This window comes from Rhodococcus sp. T7, from assembly GCF_009872365.1.
Classification (GTDB): Bacteria; Actinomycetota; Actinomycetes; order Mycobacteriales; family Mycobacteriaceae; genus Rhodococcus_F.
Genome location: NZ_WXYH01000377.1, coordinates 108,688 through 134,744, shown reverse-complemented (window position 1 = coordinate 134,744; position 26,057 = coordinate 108,688). Strand labels below are relative to the sequence as shown.

24 protein-coding genes and 2 pseudogenes are annotated in these 26,057 nt (G+C 69.1%); 4 read left to right on the top strand and 22 right to left on the bottom strand.

Translation table 11 applies throughout. From position 1 onward, the window contains the following. Positions 1–68: 68 nt before the first annotated feature. The gene (locus tag MLGJGCBP_RS41460; protein WP_015889772.1) at positions 69–431 is read right to left on the bottom strand and encodes a DNA-directed RNA polymerase sigma-70 factor; all 363 of its coding nucleotides are present in this window, start codon (positions 429–431) and stop codon (positions 69–71) included. A gap of 16 nt (positions 432–447) precedes the next feature. Continuing rightward, positions 448–1,080, bottom strand: coding sequence for an RNA polymerase sigma factor SigE (gene sigE, locus MLGJGCBP_RS41455; RefSeq protein ID WP_160103280.1), 633 nt, complete (start codon positions 1,078–1,080; stop codon positions 448–450). 283 nt (positions 1,081–1,363) lie between these two features. Here sigE and MLGJGCBP_RS41450 point away from each other — a divergent pair, with 283 nt between their 5' ends. Continuing rightward, positions 1,364–2,002 (top strand): O-methyltransferase, encoded by a 639-nt coding sequence (locus tag MLGJGCBP_RS41450; RefSeq protein ID WP_160103278.1) that lies wholly within the window; start codon positions 1,364–1,366, stop codon positions 2,000–2,002. A 64-nt stretch (positions 2,003–2,066) separates the two neighbouring features. Here MLGJGCBP_RS41450 and glgC read toward each other — a convergent pair whose 3' ends face one another. Next, positions 2,067–3,281, bottom strand: a complete 1,215-nt coding sequence (glgC, locus tag MLGJGCBP_RS41445) for a glucose-1-phosphate adenylyltransferase (RefSeq protein ID WP_005239253.1) — start codon at positions 3,279–3,281, stop codon at positions 2,067–2,069. Between the two features lie 121 nt (positions 3,282–3,402). Between glgC and glgA the strand changes: the two genes are divergently transcribed. Beyond that, a complete protein-coding gene (glgA, locus tag MLGJGCBP_RS41440; RefSeq protein ID WP_087556416.1) occupies positions 3,403–4,572 on the top strand; it encodes a glycogen synthase in 1,170 nt (389 codons plus the stop codon). Positions 4,573–4,575: 3 nt separating this feature from the next. Here glgA and MLGJGCBP_RS41435 read toward each other — a convergent pair whose 3' ends face one another. From MLGJGCBP_RS41435 to MLGJGCBP_RS41385, 11 genes are all read right to left on the bottom strand, one after another. Next, positions 4,576–5,418: a putative RNA methyltransferase gene (locus MLGJGCBP_RS41435; RefSeq protein WP_160103276.1), complete on the bottom strand. Its 843-nt coding sequence runs from the start codon at positions 5,416–5,418 to the stop codon at positions 4,576–4,578. 90 nt (positions 5,419–5,508) lie between these two features. Next, entirely contained in the window at positions 5,509–5,676 is a 168-nt protein-coding gene (locus MLGJGCBP_RS41430) for a DUF3117 domain-containing protein (protein WP_003936084.1), read from the bottom strand. 150 nt (positions 5,677–5,826) lie between these two features. Continuing rightward, the gene (locus tag MLGJGCBP_RS41425) at positions 5,827–6,399 is read right to left on the bottom strand and encodes a DNA-3-methyladenine glycosylase I (RefSeq protein ID WP_160103274.1); all 573 of its coding nucleotides are present in this window, start codon (positions 6,397–6,399) and stop codon (positions 5,827–5,829) included. Continuing rightward, the gene (locus MLGJGCBP_RS41420; RefSeq protein WP_160103272.1) at positions 6,396–6,707 is read right to left on the bottom strand and encodes a DivIVA domain-containing protein; all 312 of its coding nucleotides are present in this window, start codon (positions 6,705–6,707) and stop codon (positions 6,396–6,398) included. Before MLGJGCBP_RS41420 ends, MLGJGCBP_RS41425 begins: the two co-directional genes overlap by 4 nt. A 52-nt stretch (positions 6,708–6,759) precedes the next feature. Next, a complete protein-coding gene (locus tag MLGJGCBP_RS41415; protein WP_373413600.1) occupies positions 6,760–7,719 on the bottom strand; it encodes a glucosyl-3-phosphoglycerate synthase in 960 nt (319 codons plus the stop codon). After that, positions 7,716–8,615: a dihydropteroate synthase gene (gene folP / locus MLGJGCBP_RS41410; RefSeq protein WP_160103270.1), complete on the bottom strand. Its 900-nt coding sequence runs from the start codon at positions 8,613–8,615 to the stop codon at positions 7,716–7,718. The genes MLGJGCBP_RS41415 and folP overlap by 4 nt, the downstream gene beginning before the upstream one ends. Positions 8,616–8,704: 89 nt before the next feature. Next, a complete protein-coding gene (locus MLGJGCBP_RS41405) occupies positions 8,705–10,480 on the bottom strand; it encodes a long-chain-acyl-CoA synthetase (RefSeq protein WP_160103268.1) in 1,776 nt (591 codons plus the stop codon). Between the two features lie 84 nt (positions 10,481–10,564). Beyond that, complete coding sequence (locus MLGJGCBP_RS41400) at positions 10,565–11,128, bottom strand: TIGR00730 family Rossman fold protein (RefSeq protein ID WP_087556423.1); 564 nt, start codon at positions 11,126–11,128, stop codon at positions 10,565–10,567. Then, on the bottom strand, positions 11,122–11,919 hold the full coding sequence (locus tag MLGJGCBP_RS41395) for a TIGR00730 family Rossman fold protein (RefSeq protein ID WP_087556424.1): 798 nt from the start codon (positions 11,917–11,919) through the stop codon (positions 11,122–11,124). The genes MLGJGCBP_RS41400 and MLGJGCBP_RS41395 overlap by 7 nt, the downstream gene beginning before the upstream one ends. Positions 11,920–11,961: 42 nt before the next feature. Continuing rightward, positions 11,962–13,035 (bottom strand): succinyl-diaminopimelate desuccinylase, encoded by a 1,074-nt coding sequence (gene dapE, locus MLGJGCBP_RS41390; RefSeq protein WP_160103266.1) that lies wholly within the window; start codon positions 13,033–13,035, stop codon positions 11,962–11,964. Positions 13,036–13,076: 41 nt separating this feature from the next. Further along, positions 13,077–14,033, bottom strand: a complete 957-nt coding sequence (locus tag MLGJGCBP_RS41385) for an SMP-30/gluconolactonase/LRE family protein (protein ID WP_087556426.1) — start codon at positions 14,031–14,033, stop codon at positions 13,077–13,079. Positions 14,034–14,175: 142 nt separating this feature from the next. On the opposite strand from MLGJGCBP_RS41385, the gene dapD reads away from it, so the two are divergent. After that, positions 14,176–15,129, top strand: a complete 954-nt coding sequence (gene dapD / locus MLGJGCBP_RS41380; protein WP_160103264.1) for a 2,3,4,5-tetrahydropyridine-2,6-dicarboxylate N-succinyltransferase — start codon at positions 14,176–14,178, stop codon at positions 15,127–15,129. Between the two features lie 4 nt (positions 15,130–15,133). Then, positions 15,134–16,524, top strand: a pseudogene (locus MLGJGCBP_RS41375) (amino acid permease). A 14-nt stretch (positions 16,525–16,538) separates the two neighbouring features. Here MLGJGCBP_RS41375 and MLGJGCBP_RS41370 read toward each other — a convergent pair. The 8 genes and pseudogenes from MLGJGCBP_RS41370 to pruA form a co-directional block, all read right to left on the bottom strand. Then, positions 16,539–16,952 carry a DUF1622 domain-containing protein gene (locus MLGJGCBP_RS41370; protein ID WP_087556429.1) on the bottom strand — a complete coding sequence of 138 codons (414 nt, stop codon included), beginning with the start codon at positions 16,950–16,952 and terminating at the stop codon, positions 16,539–16,541. 67 nt (positions 16,953–17,019) lie between these two features. Continuing rightward, entirely contained in the window at positions 17,020–18,666 is a 1,647-nt protein-coding gene (locus tag MLGJGCBP_RS41365; RefSeq protein ID WP_160103262.1) for a substrate-binding and VWA domain-containing protein, read from the bottom strand. A gap of 146 nt (positions 18,667–18,812) precedes the next feature. Next, positions 18,813–20,051: a PucR family transcriptional regulator gene (locus MLGJGCBP_RS41360; protein WP_160103260.1), complete on the bottom strand. Its 1,239-nt coding sequence runs from the start codon at positions 20,049–20,051 to the stop codon at positions 18,813–18,815. 146 nt (positions 20,052–20,197) lie between these two features. Next, complete coding sequence (locus MLGJGCBP_RS41355) at positions 20,198–21,238, bottom strand: NADP-dependent oxidoreductase (RefSeq protein ID WP_087556432.1); 1,041 nt, start codon at positions 21,236–21,238, stop codon at positions 20,198–20,200. Between the two features lie 52 nt (positions 21,239–21,290). After that, positions 21,291–22,690 (bottom strand): annotated as a pseudogene (locus MLGJGCBP_RS41350) (acyl-CoA synthetase). 12 nt (positions 22,691–22,702) lie between these two features. After that, positions 22,703–23,377 (bottom strand): rhomboid family intramembrane serine protease, encoded by a 675-nt coding sequence (locus tag MLGJGCBP_RS41345; protein WP_160103258.1) that lies wholly within the window; start codon positions 23,375–23,377, stop codon positions 22,703–22,705. 55 nt (positions 23,378–23,432) lie between these two features. Next, positions 23,433–24,410 (bottom strand): proline dehydrogenase family protein, encoded by a 978-nt coding sequence (locus tag MLGJGCBP_RS41340; RefSeq protein ID WP_087556435.1) that lies wholly within the window; start codon positions 24,408–24,410, stop codon positions 23,433–23,435. Next, complete coding sequence (gene pruA / locus MLGJGCBP_RS41335; RefSeq protein ID WP_160103256.1) at positions 24,407–26,047, bottom strand: L-glutamate gamma-semialdehyde dehydrogenase; 1,641 nt, start codon at positions 26,045–26,047, stop codon at positions 24,407–24,409. The genes MLGJGCBP_RS41340 and pruA overlap by 4 nt, the downstream gene beginning before the upstream one ends. Between the last annotated feature and the right edge of the window lie 10 nt (positions 26,048–26,057).

Sequence of the window (26,057 nt, the reverse complement as noted above, 5' to 3'; positions counted from 1 at the left end):
AGTCACGCGCCCCAGTATCACCGATGCCCCGCCGGGCGTGGACACCGCCGTCGTCGGTCCGGCTGCGCTCAACGGCGCCAACGCCGGGACCAGATCCGGCTGGTGATCGAGTACTCGCTCGTGACCGGCGAATCCGGGGTGTGGGAGTCGAACGGGGACTTGTCGGCGGGATCGCCCTGGTTGCAGCTGGGGATCTGGCTCAACAGACCCAGCAGGCCCGAGGGCATCGCGACGTCACCGCTGCGACGCAGAGCACGCCGCGCCTGCTGCTGGGAGTCGACCTCGAACGCACACTCGGCGCAGATCGACAGGTGGTGGGCGGCGCGCAGATAAGCGGACATGCGGAGTTCACCGTCGACGAAGGCGGCGATCGCCTCACTCGCCAAGTGTTCGGTGGAGCCAAACTGGCGAGGTACACGCCCCTGCGTCATTCGTCCCTCCTGGTAACTACCCGACGCCGATCTGATCGGAGTCAACCTTTCCGTTCACAGCCAGATGCTCACGCAGAGCCTGCCTGCCGCGGTGGATGCGGCTGCGCACGGTTCCGAGCTTCACACCCAGTGTGGCACCGATCTCCTCGTAGGACAGTCCTTCGATGTCACACAGCACGACCGCGGCGCGGAACTCCGGGGCCAGCGAATCGAGCGCTGCCTGCAGATCGGCGTCCAGGCGGGCGTCGTGGTAGATCTCCTCGGGGTTCGGCCCGTCGGCCGGGACCCGATCGTAGTCCTCGGGGAGCGCTTCCATACGGATGCGGTTCCGGCGGCGGACCATGTCGAGGAAGAGGTTGGTGGTGATGCGATGCAACCAGCCCTCGAACGTGCCGGGCTGGTAGTCGGACAGGGACCGGAACACCCGGATGAACGTGTCCTGGGTGAGGTCCTCGGCGTCCTGCGCGTCGCCCGACAGCCTGTAGGCCAGCCGGTAGACCCGGTCGCCGTGCTCGCGGACGAGTTCGTCCCACGACGGCATGGCGGACTTCTCGCCTGTGGCATCGAACACAGCGGTGCCCGTCAGCTCGGCGTCCGACAGCTGCTCGTCGGTGGTTCTCTCGTCTGGAGCCATCGCGTGGTTGCTCATCGAGTTAAGTGGATCCTCCTACTCAGGACCGCAGATCACTGGACGTGGTATAGGCGTCAACTCCCGGGAGCCGGAATTTGTTCCCGGGCTCTCGGACTTTCCTCCGTCGTCGTGATCTCCCCGCCGGGCGGTCTTCGGATCTGGCGTTGCGCTTACTCTTTCCCACCCCGATATGTGTGTGGTGTGAGCAAGCTGAGGTATTCCTGAGAATCGCGCCGGGCCGGGTCAGGGCATTGTTGTCGAGCGCGCCTCGCAGCGGCGATGACGAGACCCCGATAGCCTCATGTGCGTGCAGACAAACGCCGAACGGATACTCACCCACGCAGAAGGGGCTGTCCGTGAAGACGAGGCCCTCGGTGCGGCCAGGGAGCGGGCGGACGACCTCGGTGCCGAACCGGTACCTCCCGCGGTCGGTGCTGCGCTCGCCCTGTTTGCCCGCATGCTGGACGCCAAGACGGTGGTCGAGGTCGGCACCGGCGCGGGTGTGAGCAGCCTGTGGCTGCTCCGGGGCATGCGCGAGGACGGCGTCCTCACCACCATCGACAGTGAACCCGAGCATCAGCGGGCCGCCAAGCTGTCGTTCCGGACCAACGACATCGCACCCGCGCGGACGAGGCTGATCAACGGCCGGGCGCTCGACGTCCTGCCGCGACTCGCCGACAGCGCGTACGACCTGGTGTTCGTCGACTGTGCGCCGGTCGACCACCCGCACTACGTCCGCGAAGGGGTTCGGTTGCTGCGCCCGGGCGGGGCGATCGTGCTGCACAACGCGCTGAACGGCGGCCGGGTCGTCGACCCGGGCCAGCGGGACGCCGCGACCGTCGCCGTCCGCGAGGCCGCCAAGGCGCTCGCCGAGGACGACAAGCTGATCCGGGTGTTGCTGCCGATCGGCGACGGCCTGCTCTGCGCGTCCAAGCTCTGAGAGGCGCGCCCCGGCTCGGAACGCCGTCCCCGGCTCCGAGAGCCCCGTTCCCGGGGCCCTCCCGCTAGATCCAGACGCCCTTGCCGATGGCCACGACTCCACCGTTGCTCACGGCGAAGCGCTGTTTGTCGCGCTCGAGGTCGACGCCGATGATCTCCCCGTCGCCGACGACCACGTTCTTGTCGAGGATCGCGCGGCGCACGACGGCGCCCTTGCCGATGCGCACACCCGGCATGAGGACGCTGCCCTCCACGGTCGCGCCGCTGTCGACCATCACGTTGGAGCTGAGCACGGAGTTGCGCACGGTGGCCGCCGAGAGGATGCACCCGGCCCCGACCACGGACTCCTGCGCGAGGCCGCCCTGCACGAACTTGGCGGGCGCCAGGTTCTCCGTCTCGCCGCGGATCGGCCAGCGCCGGTTGTAGAGGTTGAAGATGGGGTGGACCGACACGAGATCCATGTGGGCGTCGTAGAACGCGTCGAGCGTCCCCACGTCCCGCCAGTAGCCCCGGTCCCGGTCGGTGGCGCCGGGGACGATGTTGTCCTTGAAGTCGTACACGGACGCTTCGCCCGCCTCGACGAGCGCGGGGATGATGTCGCCGCCCATGTCGTGGTCGGAATCGGAGTTCTCGGAGTCGGCCCGGATGGCGTCGACGAGCACCTTGGTGGTGAACACATAGTTACCCATCGACGCGAACGTCATGTTGGGGTCGTCCGGGGTTCCCGGCGGATGCGCCGGCTTCTCGAGGAACTGCACGATGCGGCCCGACTCGTCGCTGTCGATACAGCCGAACGCGAACGCCTCGCTGCGCGGCACCCGGATCCCGGCCACCGTGACCCCGGCGCCCGACTCGATGTGGTGCTGCACCATCTGCTCCGGGTCCATCCGGTACACGTGGTCGGCACCGAACACGACGATGTACTCGGGGTCCTCGTCGTAGACGAGGTTCAGCGACTGCAGGATCGCGTCCGCGCTGCCGGTGTACCAGCGCGGACCCAGACGTTGCTGCGCGGGAACGGGAGTGATGTATTCCCCCGCGAACCCGGACAGTCGCCACGTCTGAGAGATGTGGCGGTCCAACGAGTGCGACTTGTACTGCGTCAGAACACACAGGCGGAGGTATCCCGCATTGACCAAATTGCTGAGCACGAAATCGATCAACCGGTAGGCGCCTCCGAAAGGCACAGCGGGCTTCGCCCGATCCGCGGTGAGCGGATAGAGACGTTTGCCCTCGCCGCCGGCGAGCACGATTCCAAGCACATGTGGCTGGCTCCTCACCCTGTCAACCTATCGGGCGGCCACTCCCCCCGCCAGCGAAGCGCCGACTCACAATTTCTCCGATACCCGAATGTGTCCGAGAGCGGTGGCCCGAAGCGGCCCGGACGGTTACGTTAGGCCGGTGCGGGTGGCGATGATGACCAAGGAATATCCACCGGAGATCTATGGCGGTGCGGGTGTACACGTCACCGAACTGGTTGCTCAGTTGAAGCAGCTGTGCGAGGTGGACGTGCACTGTATGGGCGCTCCGCGCGTCGGGGCGGTCGTGCACACCCCCGATCCCGCGCTGGCCGGGGCCAATCCGGCGCTTGCGACGCTGTCCGCCGAACTGCGTATGGCGGACGCCGCGACGGGCGCCGACGTCGTGCACTCGCACACCTGGTACACCGGCCTCGCCGGCCATCTGGCGTCCGCGCTGTACGACGTGCCGCACATCCTCACCGCCCACTCGCTCGAGCCCCGCAGGCCGTGGAAGGCGGAGCAGCTGGGCGGCGGCTACCGCATCTCGTCGTGGTCCGAGCGCAACGCGGTGGAGCACGCGGACGCGGTGATCGCCGTGAGCGCCGGCATGCGACTCGACGTCCTCGACGCGTATCCGTTCGTCGACCCGCACCGGGTCCACGTGGTGCGCAACGGGATCGACACGACCGTCTGGCACGCGGGACCGGCAGGTCACGGGCAGTCCGCGCTGACGAAGATCGGCGTCGACCCGGACCAGCCGATGGTGGCGTTCGTCGGCCGCATCACCCGGCAGAAGGGCGTCGGTCATCTGATCGCCGCAGCACACCACTTCGCGCCCGAGATACAGCTGGTGCTGTGCGCAGGCGCCCCCGACACCCCGGAGATCGCCGCCGAGACCGAGCAGGCCGTCGCCGCCCTCGCGGCGCACCGCGGCAACGTGTTCTGGGTGCGCGAAATGCTCCCCACCGAACAGGTGCGGGAAATCCTGTCGGCCGCAACCGTCTTCGTGTGCCCGTCCGTGTACGAGCCGCTGGGGATCGTGAACCTCGAGGCCATGGCCTGCGAGACCGCGGTCGTGGCGTCCGACGTCGGCGGCATCCCCGAGGTGGTGGAGGACGGGGTCACCGGCCGTCTGGTGCACTACAACTCGTACGAGCCGGAGGCGTTCGAGCAGGCGCTCGCCGAGTCGGTCAACGCGATCGCCGCCGACGCCGGCACCGCCGAGGCCATGGGCAAGGCCGGGCGGGCGCGGGCGATCGCCGAGTTCTCCTGGGCGGCCATCGCGCAGCAGACCCTCGACGTCTACCAGGACGCGCTGTCGCGCCGCTGACGCTCAGAGCCGGGTGTAGGTGGACACCGTCACCGACGCCGTCACCGGATACTCCTGCGGCAGCGCCGCGATCGAGGAGGCGAGCCGCTCGGGAGTCAGGTGCCGCGCCGACGGCCCCATCCCCACCAGTCGGGTCACGTCGAGGTGCGACAACGACATCGGGTACTCCACCGCCACGTGGCCGGTGCGCTCGAACCGCCCGGACATCGCGGCCCCCAGCCGCTCGACCTTCCGGTCGTCCACCCGGACCATGCCGAGCAGGTCCACGAGTTCCCCCAGGTGCCGCTCCGTGGGCGTGAGGACCACCAGGGAGCCGCGCTCGGCCAGCACCCGGTGCGCCTCGTCGGCGTTGCGGGGCGCGAACACGCAGAGGACGTGACTGAGGACGTGGTCACGCACCGGAAGGTGTTGCCACACGTCGGCAACCACCGCCCCCGCACGCGGGTGGGCCCTGGCGATACGACGGGCCGCGTACTTGGACACGTCCAGCCCGATTCCCCGGCCCGTGGGCGCGGCGTCGAGGACGCGCGCCAGGTAGTGGCCTGTGCCCGCGCCGATCTCGAGGATCCGGGGGTCGTCGGCGGCCCCGGTTCCCGCCACCACTGCGTCGGCGACGGCATCCATCAGCGGGTCGAAGCTGCCGCCGCCGAGGAAGTCCGCACGTGCGGCGATCATTTCGGGGCTGTCACCGTCGAACTTGCCGCCTGCCCCGGTCATCAGGGTGACGTAGCCCTGCCGCGCCACGTCGAAGGTGTGCCCTGCGTCGCACAGGATCGTGCCTTCGTCGAGTTCCACCGGCGACCGGCACTGTGGGCAGGCCAGCAGGTCGGTCACATCGGCCAGCACGAACGTTCGCCTCCCTGTTCCGGACACGGAACAGGCCCCGCACCGAGAACGGCGACGGGGCCTGCCCTGTGAGGTTCTCTCCGCACTCGACTAACTGGTGACGCCCTTGAGCTCTTCACCGAGTGCGGCAGCTTCCTCCGGGGTGAGCTCGACAACCAGACGTCCACCACCCTCGAGCGGAACCCGCATGACGATTCCTCGTCCCTCTTTGGTTGCTTCGAGGGGACCGTCCCCGGTCCGGGGCTTCATGGCCGCCATCCTCTGCTCCCTCCAGATCTGCGCTGCCTGCTTGCGCCTCGACAAATTTTGGCACCCCGCCAACACTCGGCGAGGCTTGTGACATCCATTCTTCCCTATGGACACGAGTACCGGGAACCTGAGTCACGAATACGCAGGTTCACCGGCAATTCAGGCAGTGATCGGGACCCAGCAGGCGGCAACGTGGTCGTCCACCATCCCGGTGGCCTGCATGAGTGCATAAGCGGTGGTAGGACCCACAAACTTGAACCCTCGCCGCTTCAATTCCTTCGCCATCGCGGTGGACTCGGGTGTGACGGCCGGGACGTCGTTCACGGTGGCCGGACGGCTCGGGCGCGGCGGCGGGGCGAACGACCACAGCAGCGTGTCCAGGTCGGTGTCCGACAACTCCAGCAGGGCCCGGGCGTTGCTCACCGACGCCTCGATCTTGGCCCGGTTCCGCACGATCGACGCGTCCTCGAGCAGGCGCTCCACGTCCAGTTCCGTGTACCGCGCGACCGCCTCCGGATCGAAGCCGGCGAACGCGGCCCGGAAGGCCTCGCGCTTGCGGAGAATCGTGATCCACGACAGTCCGGACTGGAACGCTTCGAGGCACAGCCGTTCGTACAATTCGTCGCGGCCGTGCAGTGGACGACCCCACTCGAGGTCGTGGTAGTCGCGGTAGAGGCTGGACCCGTCCGAGTCGACCGCCCACGCGCACCGCACCCTCTCCCCGGCGCTCACCGGGCGTCACCCGGATCTTTCGACGCGGCCTCTACCGCCGCCAACTGTTCACGCAGCGAATCGATTTCGCGACCCAGCCGGGCCAGCGCCCAGTCGACCTCGCTCGCCTTGTACCCCCGCAGTGTCTGCTGGAACCGCAACGCCTCCACGTCGGCGCCCGTCACACCGTCGGCGGGCAGCGCCGTGAGTGTGGTGCCGGGCGGCAGGGGCGCGAGTTCCTCGGAACGGCCGAACACCGTACTGGCGGCGAGGAACAGCATCGCGCCGACGAGCGCCATGACGAGCAGATAGAGCAGGGCTGTCACCATGCTCCGATCCTGTCACGGACGTCCGACAGCCTCCCGCGTCAGGGGCGCCCGGTCAGGGGCACACCGTGTTCATCGGCGGACGATCGGCCAACGCGACGTCCGTCGTCGTCGGCACGAAGGAGTCGCCGTCCACCAGGAACTGGGTCAGACCCGCCCCCGAGTCGGGCACCCCGCAGCGCCGCATCATCGTGCCGATGATCTGTCTGCTCATCACCCCGAGTTCGGACAGCGGACGGTTCCGGTGCTTGCGCACCCCCAGATTGACCTGGCCGATCGCACCGAGCCCGAGACGGTCGTACGTGTCGAGCAGCAGCCCGATCTCGACGCCGTAGCCGGGGGCGAACGGAACCGCCGACAGCAACTCCCGGGTGCCCGCGTACTCGCCGCCCAGCGGCTGCAGCACACACGTCAGCTCCGGCCGCAGCGACGCCAGCATCGGGCGCGCCACGAGTTCGGTCACCCGGCCGCCGCCGTTGGCGTCCTCCGTCCCGCTGAGGCGGAGCGGACGCCGGTAGTAGCCCTTCACGAGATGGATGCCGTCGGCCGTCAGCAATGGTCCGAGGAGCTTCGGGACGAACGCCGGATCCGGGTTGATGAGATCCGAGTCGACGAACGCGATGAGGTCGCCGGTGCTGGCGGCGACGGAACGCCACAGCACCTCCCCCTTGCCCGCGACGGGTGGGAAGGCGGGCACCGCCTCCTCCCGGCTGATCACCGTGGCGCCCGCCGCGCGTGCGCGTTCCGCCGTCAGATCCGTCGATCCGGAGTCGAGCACGATCAACTCGTCCACCAGCCCGCCCAACAGCGGATGGATTGTGTCCACCACCGCGGCGACGGTCTCCTCCTCGTTGAGCGCGGGCAGGACCACCGACACGGTGCGCCCCGCCTTGGCCCGCTCGAGTTCGGCGATGCTCCACGACGGCTGGTCCCAGCTGTTCGCCTCGGCCCAGGAGCGAGGGGCGCGCTCCTCCGCGACCATCGTGCGGGCCGCCCGGGCCCCCACGGCACTCATGCCAGCCCCCGCACGGTGCGTGACGGGGCGCGTCGGCCCTGAATCGCGGCCACCATGTCCACCACTCGACGCGTGGGGGCAACTTCGTGGACACGGAAGACTCGGGCGCCTCCTGCGGCGGCCATAGCTGTCGCTGCCAATGTTCCCTCCAACCGCTCGACGAGATCTACCCCTAGAGTCTCCCCGACGAAGTCCTTGTTGCTCAGCGCCATGAGCACTGGCCACCCCGTATTTACAAGATCTTCCACTCGCCGCAACAACTCGAGCCCGTGATAGGTGTTTTTCCCGAAATCGTGGGTCGGATCGATGAGGATCGAGTCGGCGGGCACACCCAGCCGGGCCGCGTTCTCGGCGGCCGACACCACTTCCTCGAGGACGTCCGCGACCACGTCGGAGTAGCGGACGCGGAACGGCCGGGTCCGGGGGACCGCTCCCCCGGTGTGCGAACAGACGATGCCGGCACCCGTCTCCGCGGCTACCTCGACGAGCGCCGGGTCGGCGCCGGCCCACGTGTCGTTGATCAGGTCGGCGCCCTCGGCGACGGCAAGCCGGGCCACGTCGCTGCGCCAGGTGTCGATGCTGATGAGCAACTCGGGATAGCGTCCGCGGATCGCGGCGACGAACGGCACCACCCGCCGGATCTCCTCCGCCGAGTCGACGAGGTCGCCGGGACCGGCTTTCACGCCGCCGATGTCGACGAGGTCGGCGCCCTCGTCCACGGCCCGCTCGACCGCCGACATCGCGGCGGAGTCGGTGAACGTGGCGCCGCGGTCGTAGAACGAGTCGGGCGTCCGGTTCACGATGGCCATCACCAGCGCACGGTCGACCGCCACGGGCCGCCCGCACAGCGTGGGCGACGGACGGTCGGGCGCGGGCGGTACGTCTCTCTCGGCCATGCCACCAATATTGGCACGCAGCGAAATCGCGGCTTCGCCGCCCGTGAGTACTTGTTAACCACGGGCGGTTAATAAGTACTCACGGGGCGTCAGCCCTTGGGCAGCGACCCCTTCGCCACTTCCTCGACGTACCCGTCGTACGCACGCTTGTAGCCGCCACTGCGGCCGGACAGCACGTGCAGCGTGTCGGTGTCCTCGACGTCGTAGCCCTCCTTGCGGAGTTCCACCTTGCGGCTCTTGAACGTCGACGTCTGCTCCAGCGAGTCGACGACGCGGACGAACAGCGGCACCGCGTACGACGGCAGCCGCTGGAACAGCAATTCCGCCACGTCGGAGCCGTCGAAGTCCTCGTTCTCGTGCAGCGTCACCGCGGCCATGCCGGCGCGACCGTCGGTGCCGGGGATCTCGACGCCGTAGACGACGGCGTGCTCGACCGCGGGATGCGCGAGGAGCGCACCCTCGACCTCGGTGGTCGCGACGTTCTCCCCCTTCCAGCGGAAGGTGTCGCCGAGCCGGTCGACGAACGCGACGTGTGCCCAGCCCTGGCGGCGCACCAGGTCTCCGGTGTCGAACCAGCAGTCGCCGTCGTCGAAGGCGTCGCGGACGAGTTTCTTGTCGGTGGCGTCCTCGTCGGTGTAGCCGTCGAAGGGTGCCCGGTCCGTCACCTTCGACAGCAGCAGGCCGACCTCGCCGGTGGGCACCTTCCGCAGTTTGCCGTCGGAGTGCCGCCGCGGCGCACCGTTGTCCTCGTCGTACTCGACCACGGCGTGTGGGAGGGGGCAGATGCCCGCGGTCCGGTCGACGTTGAGGGCGTTGACGAACGCGATGTTGCATTCGCTGGCGCCGTAGAACTCCGCGACCCGGGAGATGCCGAACCGGGTGGTGAACTCGGACCAGATCTCCGGACGGAGTCCGTTCCCGACCATCAGCCGGACGTCGTTGTCGCGGTCGCCCGGCTTTTCGGGCTGGTTCAGCAGGTACCGGCACAATTCACCGATGTAGGTGAACGCGGTTGCGCGGTTCAGCGCGACGTCGTCCCAGAACTTGGACGCCGAGAACTGCTTGCCCAGCGCGAGCGTCGCCCCCGACCCCAGCACCGACGACAGCGACACGGTCAGCGCGTTGTTGTGGTAGAGCGGCAGGCAGCAGTAGAGGACGTCGCTGCCGCGCAGCCGGACTCCCATGTTGCCGAGTCCGGACATGCTCTTGAGCCAGCGGAAGTGACTCATCAGGCTGGCCTTCGGCAGTCCGGTGGTGCCGGAGGTGAAGATGTAGAAGGCCTTCTCCCGGGCCTGGATCTGCTCGCACACCTCGGGGTTGCCGTCGCCGGCCTTCCCGGCGAGCCGGTCGAGGTCGTCGAAGTACACCACCGAGTCCGCGGCGGGCGGTTCGTCGAGCGAGTCCATGGCCTCGCCGCACGCCTCGGACACCACGAGGACACGGCTGTCGAGCAGCGAGATGCTGTGCGCGAGCACGTCTCCGCGCTGATTGTGGTTCAGCATCCCGGCGGTGGCACCGAGCTTGACCGCGGCGAGTGCGATGAGCAGCGTCTCGGGGGCGTTCTTGCCCAGGATCCCGACGACGTCCCCGCGCGACACTCCGAGGTCGGCGAGCACGTGGGCGTAGCGGTTCACGCGGATGTTGGCGTTCCGGTAGCTCAGCGAGTCGCCCTCGAACCGCAGGAACGTGCGGCGCGGGTGTGCGGCGGCGGCGCGCTGGAAGACCAGGCCGATCGACTCCTTCGCGTCGGGGGTCCGGATGAGGCCGAGAACTCCCTTCGCCATGGTCGGCAGCTCCGGGATCATGGCAGGCAACCGCCTGGCCAGATCGACCACACCGATCGTCGAACGTGCTTCAGAACGCATGACATCCCCTCAGGCCTGCAGTATGAATCAGGTCACCTTACTGCACGGTAACAACGTGCGCCACGACGGCGATCGGACGGCTCCTCAGGGGAGGCAGGCGTCCAGCGCCTCCCCGACCTCGGTCCGGACGAGCAGCCTGTCGAGGGCGCGCTGCGCCACGAAGCCACCTCCCCGCAGACCGTTGATCCAGTCCAGTAGCCCCGTGTAGTGACCGTGCGGATCGAGCAGGACGACCGGCTTCTCGTGCATGCCGAGGTAGCCCGCGGTCCAGGTTTCGAACAGCTCCTCGAGCGTGCCGATGCCGCCGGGCAGCGTCACGAACGCGTCGGCCCGGTCCTCCATGACCTGCTTGCGCTGGCGCATGGTGTCGGTGACGACGAGTTCGTCCGCGTCGACGTCGGCTACTTCCCTGTGCACGAGGGCTTTCGGGATGACTCCGACGGTCGTCGCCCCGGCGGCACGGGCAGCCACGGCCACCGCACCCATCATCGAGAGGTTGCCGCCGCCGGACACGAGTTGCCAACCGCGCTTTCCGATTTCGGTTCCCACCTGGGCCGCCAGTTCCAGGAAGTGATCGTCCACGGGCCCGGAAGCGCAGTAGACGCACACCGAGAACGGCTGCGGTGGAACATTTTCCGGGTTCACCACTGCTCCTCCGTTCCGAGCAGTTCGGCCTCGTCGACTCCCTGCTGGGATTTGACGACGATCCGCACCGCCTCCTCGACACTGTCCGTGACGTGCAGCAGGTTGACGTCACCTTCCGAGATCTTGCCGCTGCGTTCGAGGGTTCCGCGGATCCAGTCCACGAGCCCGGACCAGTACTCGGTGCCGAACAGGATGATCGGGAACCGGGTGACCTTGCGCGTCTGCACGAGGGTCAGCGCCTCGAACAGTTCGTCGAGCGTCCCGAAGCCGCCGGGCAGGCAGATGAACGCCTGCGAGTACTTCACGAACATCGTCTTGCGGGCGAAGAAGTACCGGAAGTTGATACCGAGGTCGACCCACTCGTTGAGGCCCTGCTCGAACGGCAACTCGATGCCGAGGCCGATGGAGTATCCACCCGATTCGCTGGCGCCGCGGTTGGCGGCCTCCATCACACCGGGGCCGCCACCGGTGATGACGGCGTATCCGGCCTCGGCCAGGCGCGCACCCAGCGCCCGTCCCGCCTCGTACTCGGGGTGACCGGGCTCGGTGCGGGCGGACCCGAACACGGTGACCGCACGCGGCACCTCGGCGAGGGCACCGAACCCTTCGACGAATTCGCTCTGGATCCGCAGGACCCGCCACGGGTCGGTGTGCACCCAGTCGGTTCGCCCCCGCTCGTCGAGCAACTGCTCGTCGGTGGTGGTCTCGTCCTTGCGGGCGCGCCTCAACTGCACCGGACCCCGGTGCTTCACGGACGAGGACTTCCGTCCGTAATTGTTCTTCTCGGGTGCCATGAGCCCCAGGCTAACGGGTGGCCCGTTCGGGGCACCGGGCAGTCACGGGGTGCTCAGATAGGCGCGGAGCACGGTCGCCACGTCGGTGATCTGCTGGACGGGGACGTGTTCGTCCCGCTTGTGCGCGAGGTTCGGATCGCCGGGACCGTAGTTGACGGCCGGGATGCCGAGCGCGGAGAACCGGGACACGTCCGTCCACCCGTACTTGGCGCGGAACTCGCCACCCGCCGCCTCGATGAGGGCCGCGGCCGCCGGATCGGTCAGCCCGGGGAGCGCGCCCGGCGACAGGTCCGTGACCTCGAAACCCAGCTCGAGACCGTCGAAGACCTCCCGCACGTGGTCGATGGCCTGCTCCGAGCTGCGGTCGGGTGCGAAGCGGAAGTTGACGTCCATCTCCCCCGCGTCCGGGACGACGTTCCCCGCGACACCGCCGGCGATCCGCACGGCGGACAGCCCCTCCCGGTACACGCAGCCGTCGATGTCCACCGACCGCGCGGTGTAGTCCGAAAGCCGCTGCAGGACCGGGGCGAACCGGTGGATCGCGTTGTCGCCGAGCCACGATCGCGCGGAGTGCGCGCGGGTGCCGCGGGTGGTCAGCGTCACCCGCAGCGTGCCCTGGCAGCCGGCCTCGATGAGTCCTCCCGTCGGCTCGCCCAGGATCGCGACGTCCGCGCGCAACCACTCGGGGATCTCACGTTCGATCCGTCCGAGCCCGTTGTGGACGGCCGCGATCTCCTCGCAGTCGTAGAACACCAGGGTCAGGTCGTGCGCGAGGTTCTCCACGGTGGCGGCGAGGTGCAGGAACACCGCGTCGCCCGATTTCATGTCGACCGTTCCACATCCGTGCAGCAAGTCGCCCTCACGCCGGGACGGCACGTTGTCCGCGATCGGCACGGTGTCGAGGTGCCCGGCGAGCATCACCCGGCTCGGGAGCCCCCGATCGGTGCGGGCGAGCACCGCGTTGCCGTTGCGGATGACCTCGAAACCGGTGGTCTGCTCCCGCAGCGCCGACTCGACGACGGCGGCGATCGCCGATTCGTCGTGGGAGACGCTCGGGATGTCCACCAGCGCGGCGGTGAGGTCGATGGGATCGGCGTGGAGGTCGAGTGTGCTCACCGGTCCACCCTAAGCCGACCCGTCGACCCACTACTGCGTTGCTACCCGTCGAAGCCACCCGGGATCTCGTAGATCGCACCGTCGAATCCGATGCGGAACAACCGTCCCGCGGAGAAGCCGCCGGACCCCTGGCCGTAGACGACCATGCTCGACGACGGCAGTCCCGACGCCAGCACGCAGTACTGCCCCGGCGCGTCGACGCGCCAGATCTCGCCGCGCACGTTGGCCGGGACCACCGGGCGTCCCCGCGAATCCAGGGTCAGACCGTCGGGAGCCGCGAACGTGTCGGGACCGGACAGGTCGAGGATGCTTTCGGGGGCTCCCGGGTTCGCGATCGGGATCCGGCTCACGCCCGGGTTCACGAACGTCCGCGAGACGTAGAGGTACCGGTCGTCGACACCGAGCACCGCGCCGTTCGCGCTGGGCAGCGTGGCCCAGTTCGGTTCGACCCGCCCGTCGGGGAACACCCGCCCGATCTGCGTTCCGAAGTCGTTGGTGGCGTAGGCGGTCCCGGCGGCGTCGACGTCGAGTCCGTCCGCCGCGCTCAAGCCCGACACGAAGGGGGTGAGTGCGCCAGTGGCGATGTTCAGCTTCGCGATCGCACCCGGACGCAGGATGTCGCCGAGGAGGACGCGGGCATCCGCGCCGTACCCCACCAGCAGTGATCCGTCGGACGCCCACGCGAGGGCCCCCGCGCCGCTGCCGCCCGGCACTGTCGCGACGGGGACCGCCGGCGCTCCGGGCGCGTCGAGACGGAACACCCGTCCGCTGATCAGGTCCGTCGTGTAGAGCCGGCCGCCGCCGTCCACGGCGACGCCCTCCAGCGCGGCACCCGGCACGCGCCCCACCAGGACCGGCGGCTGGCCTGCGCCCGGGCACACCGGTGCGGCGGACGCGGTCTGCGGCGCCGCCACCGACACCACCCCGGCCAGCAACGCCCCCGCGGCCACGGCCCGCAGGCCGCGCCCGGTGACTCGGCCCCACTCTGAAATACGCATTGCCACGACCTTTCCCGGTGTCTCACACGTGCCCCGTGCATGTTCCCCCACGAGCCGGGAACCCGCTCGGTTTCGAATCGATCACGCCGAGATAACGACCGCTCGAGAATGCCCGAGTAATGAGGCAGTAACCTCTACTGCCGTGAGCACACAGGGAGCATCAGCAGTAGGCATCGCCAACGTGACCGTCGGCGGCACGGTCCTCGACACCTGGTTCCCGGCGCCTGAGCTGGGAACGTTCGACAGCGCGGGCACCGTGCGGATCGAGGGTGGCGACATCCCCTCCGATCTGGCACTTCTCGCCGGACCCGACGAGGCACGTGAGGTCGACCACATCGTGGTGCGCACCACCATCGCCGACCTGTCGGCGCCGCCGGCCGACGCCCACGACGCCTACCTGCGCCTTCACCTTCTCTCGCATCGCCTGGTGGCACCGCACGGCGTCAACCTCGACGGACTGTTCGGCCTGCTGTCCAACGTGGTGTGGACCAACTTCGGGCCCTGTGCGGTCGAGGGCTTCGAGAAGGTGCGGTCCCGCCTGCGCATCCGCGGCGTCGTCACCGTGTTCGGTGTCGACAAGTTCCCGCGCATGGTCGACTACGTCGTCCCGTCCGGCGTCCGCATCGCCGACGCCGACCGCGTCCGTCTCGGCGCCCACCTGGCCAGCGGCACCACCGTGATGCACGAGGGCTTCGTCAACTTCAACGCGGGCACGCTCGGCAGTTCGATGGTCGAAGGACGTATCTCCGCGGGTGTCGTCGTCGACGACGGGTCCGACGTGGGCGGCGGCGCCTCGATCATGGGCACCCTGTCCGGTGGCGGCAAGGAGACCATCTCGGTCGGCAAGCGCTGCCTGCTCGGCGCCAATGCCGGCCTCGGCATCTCGCTCGGCGACGACTGCGTCCTCGAGGCCGGCCTGTACGTGACCGCGGGCACCAAGGTCACCGGCCCGGACGGCACCGTCGTGAAGGCCAAGGAACTCAACGGCCAGTCCAACCTGCTCTTCCGTCGCAACTCCGTGTCCGGGGCCGTCGAGGTCGTGCCGTGGAAGGGCACCGGCGTGGAACTGAACGCCGCGCTGCACGCAAACGACTGACGCTGTGAGCGGTCCGCGAACACCCGGCACCACGACCGATTCGACCGGCACCCTCGGCCGGGGCCTGAAGGTCCGTCACCTGACGATGATGGGACTCGGCTCGCGATCGGTGCCGGACTGTTCCTCGGTACCGGTGTCGGGATCGCGACCGCCGGTCCGGCCGTCCTCGTCTCCTACCTCCTCGCCGGCATCATCGTCGTCTTCGTGATGCGGATGCTCGGCGAGATGGGGGCGGCGATTCCGGCCAGCGGATCCTTCTCGCACTACGCGCGGATCGGCATCGGCGACTGGGCCGGTTTCGTGATGGGGTGGCTCTACTGGTTCATGCTGATCATGGTGCTCGGCGCCGAGATCACGGGCGCCGCAGGCATCGTGAGCGCCTGGCTGCCCGGGGTGCCGCAGTGGCTCGTGGCCCTCGTGTTCGTGATCTTCTTCGCGGCCGTCAACCTCGCGAAGGTCAGCAACTTCGGCGAGTTCGAGTTCTGGTTCGCCGCCATCAAGGTCACCGTCATCATCGGCTTCCTGGTGATCGGTGTGCTGCTGGTGTTCGGCCTGCTCCCGGACACCGAACCGGTGGGTACCACCAACCTGTTCGGGCACGGCGGCTTCATGCCGGAGGGCTTCGCCGGTGTCGCCGCAGGACTGCTGGTGGTGGCGTTCGCATTCGGCGGCATCGAGATCGTGACCATCGCGGCCGCGGAGTCCGAGGACCCGGAGCGTTCGATCGCCGTGGCGGTGCGCAGCGTCGTCTGGCGCATCAGCGTCTTCTACCTCGGTTCGATCTCGATCATGGTCCTCGTCCTTCCGTGGGACTCGTCGGACCTGAAGAGCGGACCGTTTGTCGCCGTTCTCAACCAGGCGCACATCCCGTACGTGGCGGGATTCATGGAACTCGTGGTCGTGGTGGCGTTGCTGTCGGCGTTCAACGCCAACATCTACGGCACGTCGCGGATGGCGTATTCGCTGTCGCGGCGCGGCGACGGTCCCGCATTCATGGCCCGGATCTCGAACTCCGGGGTGCCGCTCAATGCGGTGCTGCTGTCCGTGTTCTTCGGTTTCGTCAGCGTGCTGCTCAACTGGTGGCTGCCGGACGACCTGCTGGGTCTGCTCCTCAACGCCGTCGGCTCGGCGCTGCTCGTCATCTGGATCTTCATCGTCGTCTCACACCTGCAGTTGCGCCCCCGGCTCGAACGCGAGGGCAAGCTGACGGTGCGGATGTGGTTGTTCCCCTGGCTCAGCTACCTCACGCTCGCGATGCTCGGCGGCTTCGTCGTGCTGATGCTGTTCGACACCGACGCCCGCACCCAGCTGATCTCGACGTGCGTGCTGTTCCTCGTGATCGCGGCCCTCGGCTTCATCAACACCCGGATGCGGAGGCATTCCCGGGCGGTGTGACCCGGGCCGGGCACTCACCGGTCGGGCGTCCGATCCGGATCTCCGGACGTGCGCGCCGCGTGGGCGAGGACCTGCGGGCCGGTCACCAGCGCTTTCCGCCACGGCGCGACACCCTCGATCTCGATCTCGATCGACAGACTCAGCACGGTCCGGATCAGCACGATCACACCGAGCACGGCGGCATCGGTCAGCGACGGCGTCGACGTGACGGTCTTGACGATGTCTGCCGCGACGAGCAGTTCCAGACCGAGCAGGATCGCGCCGCCGAGCGACTCCCGCAGGGTCTTGAACGCCCGGGCACCGTCACCGGTCCGCTTCCAGGCCCGGACGGCGAGGACGAACGCGAAGACGAACCCCAGGACCATGGACGAGACACCGAGCACTTCGAACAATTCGGTCGCGAACTCGAAGAACCGGTGAGTATCCATGTGAGGGTTCCTGTTCCGGAGGATGTTCGCGGTAGCGGCTTACCCGTTCCACGCATCACGGTAGGCGCTAGCTTCGGCCGCGGGCGGCCAACGCGTTGACGAACACGTTGGCGATGTCGGCGGGATCCTTCGCGACGTAGCTCGACCCTCCGGTCACCCGCGAGATCTCGGCGAGCGTGGCCGCGTCGGCGTCGTCGGTGATGCCGATGGTCACGATGATGACGGGCCGGGCCGGATCCACCTCACGCTCCAGGATGTCGAGGAGCTGTTCCTTCGTGATGGAGTCCGGGTCCTCGTTGGCGCCGTCGGTCAGGATGATCACGCTGTTCACCGCGCGCGGGTCGTAACTGTCCTGCACCGTCCGGAACGCGGCGAGCGTCGTGTCGTACAGGCCGGTGCCGCCGCCGATCAGCCCCTCGACCTTCCCCGCCTGCTGCGCCATCAGCTCACGCTGGGTGACTCCGCCGACGACGGTGTCGTACCGGCGGATCGGGACCAGCTCCTGATAGTCCTGCGGTCCCCCGCCGAGCCCCTGCGAGAACGCCCACAGTCCCGCGGACACGCTGTCCGGGAACATCGCGTTGCCTGCGAGGGCGGCATCGACCGTGAGGTCCATGCGCGACCGGTTGCTCGCCGGGGTCTCCATCGACCCCGACACGTCGATCGCGACGAGCGTGCGGATCGGCAGCGCCATCAGCGCCCATCCGCCCAGGGCATCCTGCAGCGGCGACTCGTCGTCGAGCGCGAGCTTGGTGACCCTGCCGACGCCGCGGCCGTCGGCCGGTGGGCTCCCGTCCGGTCCGCGGAATCCGTGCTCGGCGAACACCGCGCGGGCGTCCTCGCCGCCGAGGACCGCGGCGACGGCACGGGCCACCTGGGTGGCCTTGTAGTGCCGGTCCGGGGCGGGCGACGTGACGACGAGCGGGAAGTTCATGAAGTTGCTGCCCGTTGGGGGCACCGTCGCGGCGAGCGTGCGCGCTTCGTCACCGTCGGTGAATTCGAGCACGGACTGTTCGGTGGCGACCGCGACTCCGCCGTTGTCGACGACGCCCTGCAGCATCTGCTCGCCGACGGGTTCGTCCGCGGTGCGCGCACTTTCCTCCTGCGCGAGCGGGACCAGCGCCGCCCGCACCGTCCCCGCGGACACGGGATCGGCCTGGCCCTCGGCGAGTGCCGCGTTGATCGGCGCCTGCGCGACCCCCGTCACGAGGGGGTTGCCCAGCTGGATGTCCTTGATCTGCAGGGCCGCGAGCCACGTCGGTGACGTGAGTGCGTCCTCCTCGCGGGAGGCCAGCACGACGGGCGAGGACGCGACCGACCCCGTCATGACCTCGACCGGCCCGGCCGCGGTGAGTGCCGCCTTGCCCACCCACGCGCCGGTGTCGGGGATCCACAGATCCGGGGCGTCGGTTCCCTTGCCGAGCCGTCCCGCGATGTCGCCGGACGTCGCGGCGCCGACGGCGATGTTCGCGCAGCTCAGGTCGGTGCTCTTCGCTTCGCCGAGGATGGTGTCGAGGGCGGGAGCGATGCTCGGATCGGCGGCGAGGGTGTAGTCGGTGACCTGGTCGCACTCGTCCGCCCAGGAGCGCACCGCCTGAACGACGACCACGACGGAGGCCACGAGCCCGATGACGGCGGCAGCGCACACCGCGTAGAAGGCGGGTGAGCGCCCCTCCCGCTCCGGCCCCGCGCTCGAATGACGCCCTCCGGCCATCGCCTGCCCCCTCTAACAGTTCGGTCACGAGACGAACCGCCGACCCACCGGACCGAATATGATCCGGCCCACATCGTAGCGAACGGTGCGTTGTACGACTTTGCGCTGATGACAGGAGTGTCCGTCCAGCGACGAGAGCGGTCCGATCAGCGGTCGGGTTGCTCGACCTCGAGTCGGCGTGCCACGAGCGCGGCCTGGATCCGCCGGAGCCCGGAGGGACGGGTCGGATCGCAGCCCGTCAGCTGCGCCACCCGTTTGAGCCGGTAGTCCACCGTGTTGGTGTGCAGGTGCATCTGCTTCGCGGTCCGCTGCCGATTCAGATCGTGGCCGATGTGCACCTCGAGCGTCTCGATCAGTTCTGGCGAGCCCTGCAGCGGTTCGAGGAGCCGGGCCAGGTGGGTCCGGCCCGGCCCGGGCCGGGTGAGCTGGTATTCGAGCGCCAGATCGTCCATCTCGTAGAGGCCAGGCTCCAGGGCCAGCTGATGGACGAGACCCAGGAGTTCGTGAACCTCGTCCGCCGCCGCAGGGATACCGGCGGTCCGGACCCGGGTCGCCGTCGCGGTGAGGGGAACCCCGGCGGCCGCTCCGATGCGGTCGAGCAGGGAGACCATCCACGCCCGCTCCGGCGACCCCGGTAGCAACAGCGTTCCGCCGTCGGGGCTCAGCGAACAGAGGGCCGCCCCACCCGCGGCGTCCGCCAGCTCGATCTGCAACCGGCGCAGCTTCTGCCGGGCGACGACGGCCTTGCGCCGGTGGGTCACGGCCTCGGTGGGATGCGACGGAATCGACAGCCCCAGCACTACGTATTCGTCGGCCGGCTCCACACCCGCGTGCCGGGCCGCGGCCGCCGCGTTTCGGCCGCTGAGCAGCGCCGTGACGAGATTGACTGCGGCGCCGTCGCGTTCGGTGTTGACCGCTTCCAGTTCCTCCACGTAGCTGGTCGTGGCGGCGACCGTCACGCATTCGAGGAGGGTGAACATCACCTTCTGGATGGCCAGGAGTTCGGGCAGGTCTTCCTCGCGGGCGTTCGAGGCGACGAGGTCGCCTGCCTCCCGGATACCTTCGTGGAGGATGCGGAGCACGAGTTTCAGCGGGAAGCCCTCGCGGGCCCAGCGCGCGGAACTGTTGCGCACCGCCGCGAGGTCCTCGTCCGTCGGGTCGATGCCCTCGTCGAGCATCTGGATGCCGAGACCGAGGCAGACGATCGTGAAATCCATGACGTCGCTCTGCAGTTGTTCGCCGGGCAGCGAACCGCACGGGGTGACGTTGTCGGCGAAATGCCGGACCAGGTTCTGCGCGACGGTCAGCGTGTCGCGCAGCGGGGCGGACGCGGGCCTGCCGTCGACGAGGATCTGCGAACCCGCCTCAGGACTGTGATTCGTCATAGCTCTGATCGCTCCCGTAGGTGGATGACACCGAACTCCCGCATCATCGACATCACGCAAACATAACGAGGGTCCGCTTCTGTCACAGTTGTATCACGACAGCGCCCTGTCCAGGGCGAATACAGAGATCGCAGTAGGGTGGTCGGTCAATTCTCCTCGGCGACCCGGACCACCAGCTTTCCGAAGTTGCTGCCCCGGAGCAGCCCGATGAACGCCGCGGGCGCGTTCTCGAGCCCGTCGACGACGTCCTCGCGGTAGGCGAATCGGCCCTCCCGGATCCACCCGGACACGTCGCGCTGGAAGTCCGCATACATCTCGGAGACGAACTCGCTCTGGATGAACCCACGGATCGTGAGGCTCTTGACGAGCACCCGGCTGAAGAACCCGGGCAGCCGATCCGGCCCCTCGGGGGTCTCGGTGTCGTTGTACTGCGCGATCAGGCCGCACACGGGAACGCGCGCGTACAGGTTGAGCAGCGGCAGCACCGCCGTGGCCACCGGACCGCCGACGTTCTCGAAGTAGACGTCGATGCCGTCCGGGCATGCGGCGCGCAGTTCCTCGGCGAAGTTCGGGGACCGGTGGTCGACGGCGGCGTCGAATCCGAGTTCGTCCAGCAGGTAGGCACACTTCTCCGGTCCGCCGGCGATCCCGACGGCCCGGGCGCCCTTCCGTTTCGCGATCTGCCCCACGGCGGAGCCGACCGGACCGCTGGCCGCCGCGACGACCACCGTCTCGCCCGCCTTCGGTTGCCCGATCTTCAGCAGGCCGGAGTAGGCGGTGAAGCCGGGCATGCCGAGCACTCCGACCGCCGTCGACAACGGCGCGGCGTCGCGGTCGAGTGCGCGGAGGTGCTTGCCGTCGACCACGGCGTGCGACTGCCAGCCCGCGTACCCGAGAACGTAGTCACCCGTCGCGAAATCCGGGTGCCGGGAATCGACAACCTGCCCGACGGTGCCACCGACCATGACCTCGTCGATCTCGACCGGGTCGGCGTACGACTCGGCGGCACTCATCCGGCCGCGCATATACGGGTCGAGCGACAGGTAGATGACGCGGATCAGCACCTGGCCGTCCGCGGGGTCGGGGAGATTCACCGCCTCGAGCCGGAAGTTGTCGGCGGTGGGCGCGCCGTCCGGCCGGGAGGCGAGGACGATCCGGGTGCTCTGGACGATGCTCTCGACACTCACTGTGCGCCTGCCAATCCGTGTTGGGCCGGTATCGCCCGCCACCTTACCGATTTCAGGACAGCTGCTTCTTCTGCACCTTGCCCATCGCGTTGCGCGGAAGCGACTCGACGACGCGAATCTCGCGGGGCCGCTTGTGCACCGACAGTTCGGTGGCCACGTGCTCGATCAGCGCGGCCTCCGACACGTCGTCGCCCACCACGAACGCCACGAGTCGCTGACCGAGGTCCGGGTCGGGGAGGCCGACGACCGCCGCCTCCCGCACGCTCGGGTGACCCAGGAGCGATGTCTCCACCTCGCCCGCCCCGACGCGGAATCCACCCGATTTGATGAGGTCCGTGGATTCGCGGCCGACGATGCGGTGGAACCCGCCCGGGTCGATGACGGCGACGTCGCCGGTCTTGAAGAAGCCGTCGTCCGTGAACGATTCGGCGGTCGCGTCGGGCCGGCCGAGGTAGCCGTCGAACAGCATCGGCCCCCGCACCTGCAGACCGCCGATGGATTCGCCGTCGTGGGGGACGTCGCCGCCGCGCTCGTCGCGGAGCCGGGTCTCGACACCACGGACCGGCACACCGACCCACCCCGGGCGTCGTTCGCCGTCGGCCCGGGTGCTGAGCGTGAGCATCGTCTCGCTCATTCCGTACCGCTCGACGAGTGCGAGCCCGGTCAGCTCCTGCACCTTCTCGAACACCGGGACGGGCAGCGGGGCGCTCCCCGACACCAGTAGTCGCGCCCCCGACAGCGCCCGCGCCGATTCGGGGTCGCCTGCGATGCGACTCCACACCGTGGGGACTCCGAAGTACATCGTTCCCCGCGCCGCGGCGTAGGCCGCCGGGGTGGGTTTGACCGTGTGGACGAGCCTGCTGCCGATCCGCAACGGTCCCAGCACACCGAGGATCAGTCCGTGGATGTGGAACAGCGGAAGTCCTTGCACCAGAGTGTCGTTGCGGGTCCACTGCCAGGCGTCCGCGACGGCGTCGAGGCCGGCGGCGATGGCCTTCCTGCTGATCAGGACCCCCTTGGGCGGTCCCGTCGTGCCGGACGTGTAGAGCACGAACGCGATGCTCGACTCGGGCGGTTCGGGGTAGCTGTGCCACGACCGGGCGTGGAGGCGCACCGGAACGACGGGCAGGCCCGCCGCGTCCGCAGGCGCCTCACCGAGCCACGCCTGCGCACCGGAATCGCGCAGGATGTGCTCGAGTTCGGCGGGGCCGGAATCGGGCGGCACCGGCACCGCGGTCACACCGGCGATGAGGCAGCCCACGACGGCGAGGACGGTGGTCGCGGTGGGGGTGGCGAGAATCGCGACCCGATCCGCGCGTGCACCCGTTCGGCCACGGACGTCGCCGCACCGAGCACGTCGCCGCGCGACAGGGTGGCGTCGCCGATCCGGATGGCGTCGGGAATGTCGTCGCCCTGGGCGACGGCCAGAGGATTCAGAGATCGCAGCAGCACATCGACAGCCTCTCACAGCGCCCGGACGCGGTCGGGCGGGTCTCCCGGCGGCGGACTGACCGTGGCGAGTGCCGCGCCGAGCAGGGCCCCGGTCAGGACTGCCAGTCCGTGGGCGTCGTCGACTACCACCAGCAGGACGCCGGCGAGCACGATGCCACCACTCGCGGCGAGGACCCGCCTGTCCTTGGACTGCATGACCACCAGCCCCGCGAACGACGCGGCCAGCGCGAGCGTGGCACCCGAATTGCCCGCGCCGGGCGACGGGAACAGGAACGCGGTGAACAGGCCGAAGATGATCTGGCTCGCCACGAACAGCAGTACGGCCCGGACTCCACCCCACACCCGGACCGCGAGCGGCGCCACCCAGGCGAGGACGAGCAGGTTCACCACGGTTCCGGCCACTCCCCCGTCCTGCACCGCGACCGACGTGAAGATCCGCCACCACTGGTGGTCCCGGATCTGGTCGGGGTCACGCTCGAGGGCGTCGAGGACGGCGGGAACGACGATCTGCAGCAGTGACGGCACGGCGATCAGCAACCACAGCACCACCGCGGTGCGCGGCGGACGGGTGAACCCCACCGCGCCGATGCGCCCCTCACCGATACACACCGATCCGATCAGTGAGGCGAGGACGAGAACGACGGCGAAGAGGACCGCGCTGATCCATCCCGCGCCAGAAGTTGTCACCGCGAAACTCTACAACGACGCGCCCGCACCGGATCCGGTCAGCGGCCCGCGCCGGTCAGTCCCGGGTGACCACCGAGCGCAGGAAGAACCGCAGGTTCGAGGGACGCTCGGCCAGTCGCCGCATGAAGTACGCGTACCACTGACTTCCGTACGGCACGTACACCCGAACCTGCTTGTCCTGGTTCGCGAGCCGCAGTTGCTCGACGTCCCGGATCCCGAACAGCATCTGGTGCTCGTAGGCGTCCGCGGCGCGGCCGGTGCGCCCGACCATCGGTGCGACCGCGTCGATGACGGCCGGGTCGTGCGAGGCCACCATCGGGTACCCCTCGCCTTCCATGAGGATCGTCAGGCAACGCAGATACGAGGCGTCCACGGCGGCGCGGTCCTTGAATGCCACGGACTCGGGTTCCCGGTACGCCCCCTTGCAGAGCCGGACCCGCGAGCCGGGGCCCGCGAGGGCACGGCAGTCGTCCTCGGTGCGGCGCAGATACGACTGCAGCACCGCACCGAGCCATGGGAAGTCGGTGCGGAGTTCGCGGACGATCGCGAGCGTCGAATCGGTGGTGGTGTGGTCCTCGGCGTCCACGGTCACCCACACCCCGGCCGCCTCGGCTGCGGCGCAGATCGTGCGGGCGTTGCCGGTGGCGATCCGCGTGCCGTCGCCGGCGAGCGCCTGACCGAGCGCCGACAACTTCATCGACACCTCGAGCCGGCGGACCCCCGACGTCGTGTCCGCTGCTTCCGGCAGGGCACCGAGATCGGCGACGAGCGCCAGGTACTCGTCGACCGTCGCCTGCGCGCCCGCCGCGTCATGGGTGTCCTCACCGAGGAAGTCGATCGACACCGACCGGCCCGAATCGAGGATCTCCCGAACGGACGCCAGCGCCGACTCCCGGCTCTCGCCCGCCACGAAGCGGTCGACCAGTTTCCGGGTGACCGGGGCGCCGGTGACGGCGCGTTTGACGCGCGACGACCTGGCCGCTGCCAGGATCGCCGGGCGCAGCGGATTCGCTAGAACCGTCGGCGCTTTCATTCCGACCCCATGTGCGGATATCGGTAATCGGTGGCGGGGACGAACGTCTCCTTGATGGTGCGGGCCGACACCCAGCGCAGCAGGTTGAGTTTGGACCCGGCCTTGTCGTTGGTGCCGGACGCGCGGGCCCCGCCGAACGGTTGCTGCCCGACGACGGCACCGGTCGGCTTGTCGTTGACGTAGAAGTTTCCGGCGGTGTACCGCAGGGCCGACGTGGCCTGCTCGACGGCCTGCCGGTCGTCGGCGATCACCGCACCGGTCAGTGCGTACGGGGCCGCCGAGTCGACCGTGGCGAGCACGTCGGCGAACGCGTTCGGGGCCGAGTCGTCGTACACGTGCACCGTCAGGATCGGGCCGAAGTACTCGGTGGTCATCGCCTCGTCGGCGGGGTCGTCCGCGAGGAGCACGGTGGGACGGACGAAGTAGCCGACGCTGTCGTCGTACTTGCCGCCGACGGCGATCTCGAGGCCTGCCGCGCCGCGGGCGCGTTCGATGGCCGCGACGTTCTTGTCGTAGGCGCGCCGGTCGATGAGGGCGCCGCCGAAGTTCTCCAGGTCTGTCACGTCCCCGTAGGTGAGGGCGTCGACCTCCGCAGTGAACGTGTCCCGCATCCTCCGCCACAGCGATTTCGGGACGTAGGCCCGGGAGGCGGCGGAACACTTCTGGCCCTGGTATTCGAATGCGCCGCGGACCAGCGCCGTCCGGAGTACGTCCTCGTCGGCCGAGGCGTGCGCGACCACGAAGTCCTTGCCGCCGGTCTCCCCCACCAGCCGGGGGTAGCCCGCGTACTTCCCGATGTTCGCGCCCACCTCGCTCCAGAGGTGCTGGAACGTGCGGGTCGACCCCGTGAAGTGGATTCCGGCGAGCCGGGGGTCGCTCAGCAGCACCTCCGACACCGCCTGCCCGCTGCCGGTGAGCAGATTGATCACACCCGGGGGCATGCCCGCCGCTTCGAGCAGTTTGATCGTCCAGTACGCGGCGACGGTCTGCGTCGACGACGGCTTCCAGATCACCGTGTTGCCCATCAGCGCGGGCGCGGTCGGCAGATTGCCGGCGATCGCGCTGAAGTTGAACGGAGTGATGGCGTAGACGAAGCCCTCGAGCGGGCGGTATTCGAGCCGGTTCCACACACCGGGCGAGGAGATCGGCTGGTCGGCGAGGATCTGGCGGGCGAAGTGAACGTTGAAGCGCCAGAAGTCGATCAGCTCGCACGGTGCGTCGATCTCCGCCTGCTGGACCGACTTCGACTGCCCGAGCATCGTCGCCGCGGCGAGTGTCTCGCGCCAGGGCCCGGACAGCAGGTCGGCGGCACGCAGGATCACGGCGGCCCGGTCGTCGAACGACAGCGCCCGCCAGTCCGGTGCCGCGGCCGTGGCCGCCTCGACCGCCGCCGACGCGTCGTCGTGGGTGGCGCTGCGCAGCGTGCCGAGCACGGCGGCGTGCCGGTGGGGTTGCACGACGTCGACGCGGTCGCCGTTGCCGTGACGGTGTTTGCCACCGATCACGTGCGGGATGTCGACGGGATTGGTGGCGATGTCGGTGAGCGCGGATTGCACTCGGGAACGTTCGGGACTGCCCGGCGCGTACGTGTGGACCGGCTCGTTGGTGGGCACCGGAACCTGAGTGATGGCGTCCATGCTGCCTGCC

Coding starts and splice junctions, on each gene's coding strand:
- MLGJGCBP_RS41460 (WP_015889772.1), bottom strand. CDS start 431: ATGACGCAGGGGCGTGTACCTCGCCAGTTTGGCTCCACCGAACACTTG.
- sigE (WP_160103280.1), bottom strand. CDS start 1,080: ATGAGCAACCACGCGATGGCTCCAGACGAGAGAACCACCGACGAGCAG.
- MLGJGCBP_RS41450 (WP_160103278.1), top strand. CDS start 1,364: ATGTGCGTGCAGACAAACGCCGAACGGATACTCACCCACGCAGAAGGG.
- MLGJGCBP_RS41430 (WP_003936084.1), bottom strand. CDS start 5,676: ATGGCGGCCATGAAGCCCCGGACCGGGGACGGTCCCCTCGAAGCAACC.
- MLGJGCBP_RS41420 (WP_160103272.1), bottom strand. CDS start 6,707: ATGGTGACAGCCCTGCTCTATCTGCTCGTCATGGCGCTCGTCGGCGCG.
- MLGJGCBP_RS41415 (WP_373413600.1), bottom strand. CDS start 7,719: ATGAGTGCCGTGGGGGCCCGGGCGGCCCGCACGATGGTCGCGGAGGAG.
- folP (WP_160103270.1), bottom strand. CDS start 8,615: ATGGCCGAGAGAGACGTACCGCCCGCGCCCGACCGTCCGTCGCCCACG.
- MLGJGCBP_RS41405 (WP_160103268.1), bottom strand. CDS start 10,480: ATGCGTTCTGAAGCACGTTCGACGATCGGTGTGGTCGATCTGGCCAGG.
- MLGJGCBP_RS41395 (WP_087556424.1), bottom strand. CDS start 11,919: ATGGCACCCGAGAAGAACAATTACGGACGGAAGTCCTCGTCCGTGAAG.
- MLGJGCBP_RS41385 (WP_087556426.1), bottom strand. CDS start 14,033: ATGCGTATTTCAGAGTGGGGCCGAGTCACCGGGCGCGGCCTGCGGGCC.
- MLGJGCBP_RS41370 (WP_087556429.1), bottom strand. CDS start 16,952: ATGGATACTCACCGGTTCTTCGAGTTCGCGACCGAATTGTTCGAAGTG.
- MLGJGCBP_RS41365 (WP_160103262.1), bottom strand. CDS start 18,666: ATGGCCGGAGGGCGTCATTCGAGCGCGGGGCCGGAGCGGGAGGGGCGC.
- MLGJGCBP_RS41360 (WP_160103260.1), bottom strand. CDS start 20,051: ATGACGAATCACAGTCCTGAGGCGGGTTCGCAGATCCTCGTCGACGGC.
- MLGJGCBP_RS41340 (WP_087556435.1), bottom strand. CDS start 24,410: ATGAAAGCGCCGACGGTTCTAGCGAATCCGCTGCGCCCGGCGATCCTG.
- pruA (WP_160103256.1), bottom strand. CDS start 26,047: ATGGACGCCATCACTCAGGTTCCGGTGCCCACCAACGAGCCGGTCCAC.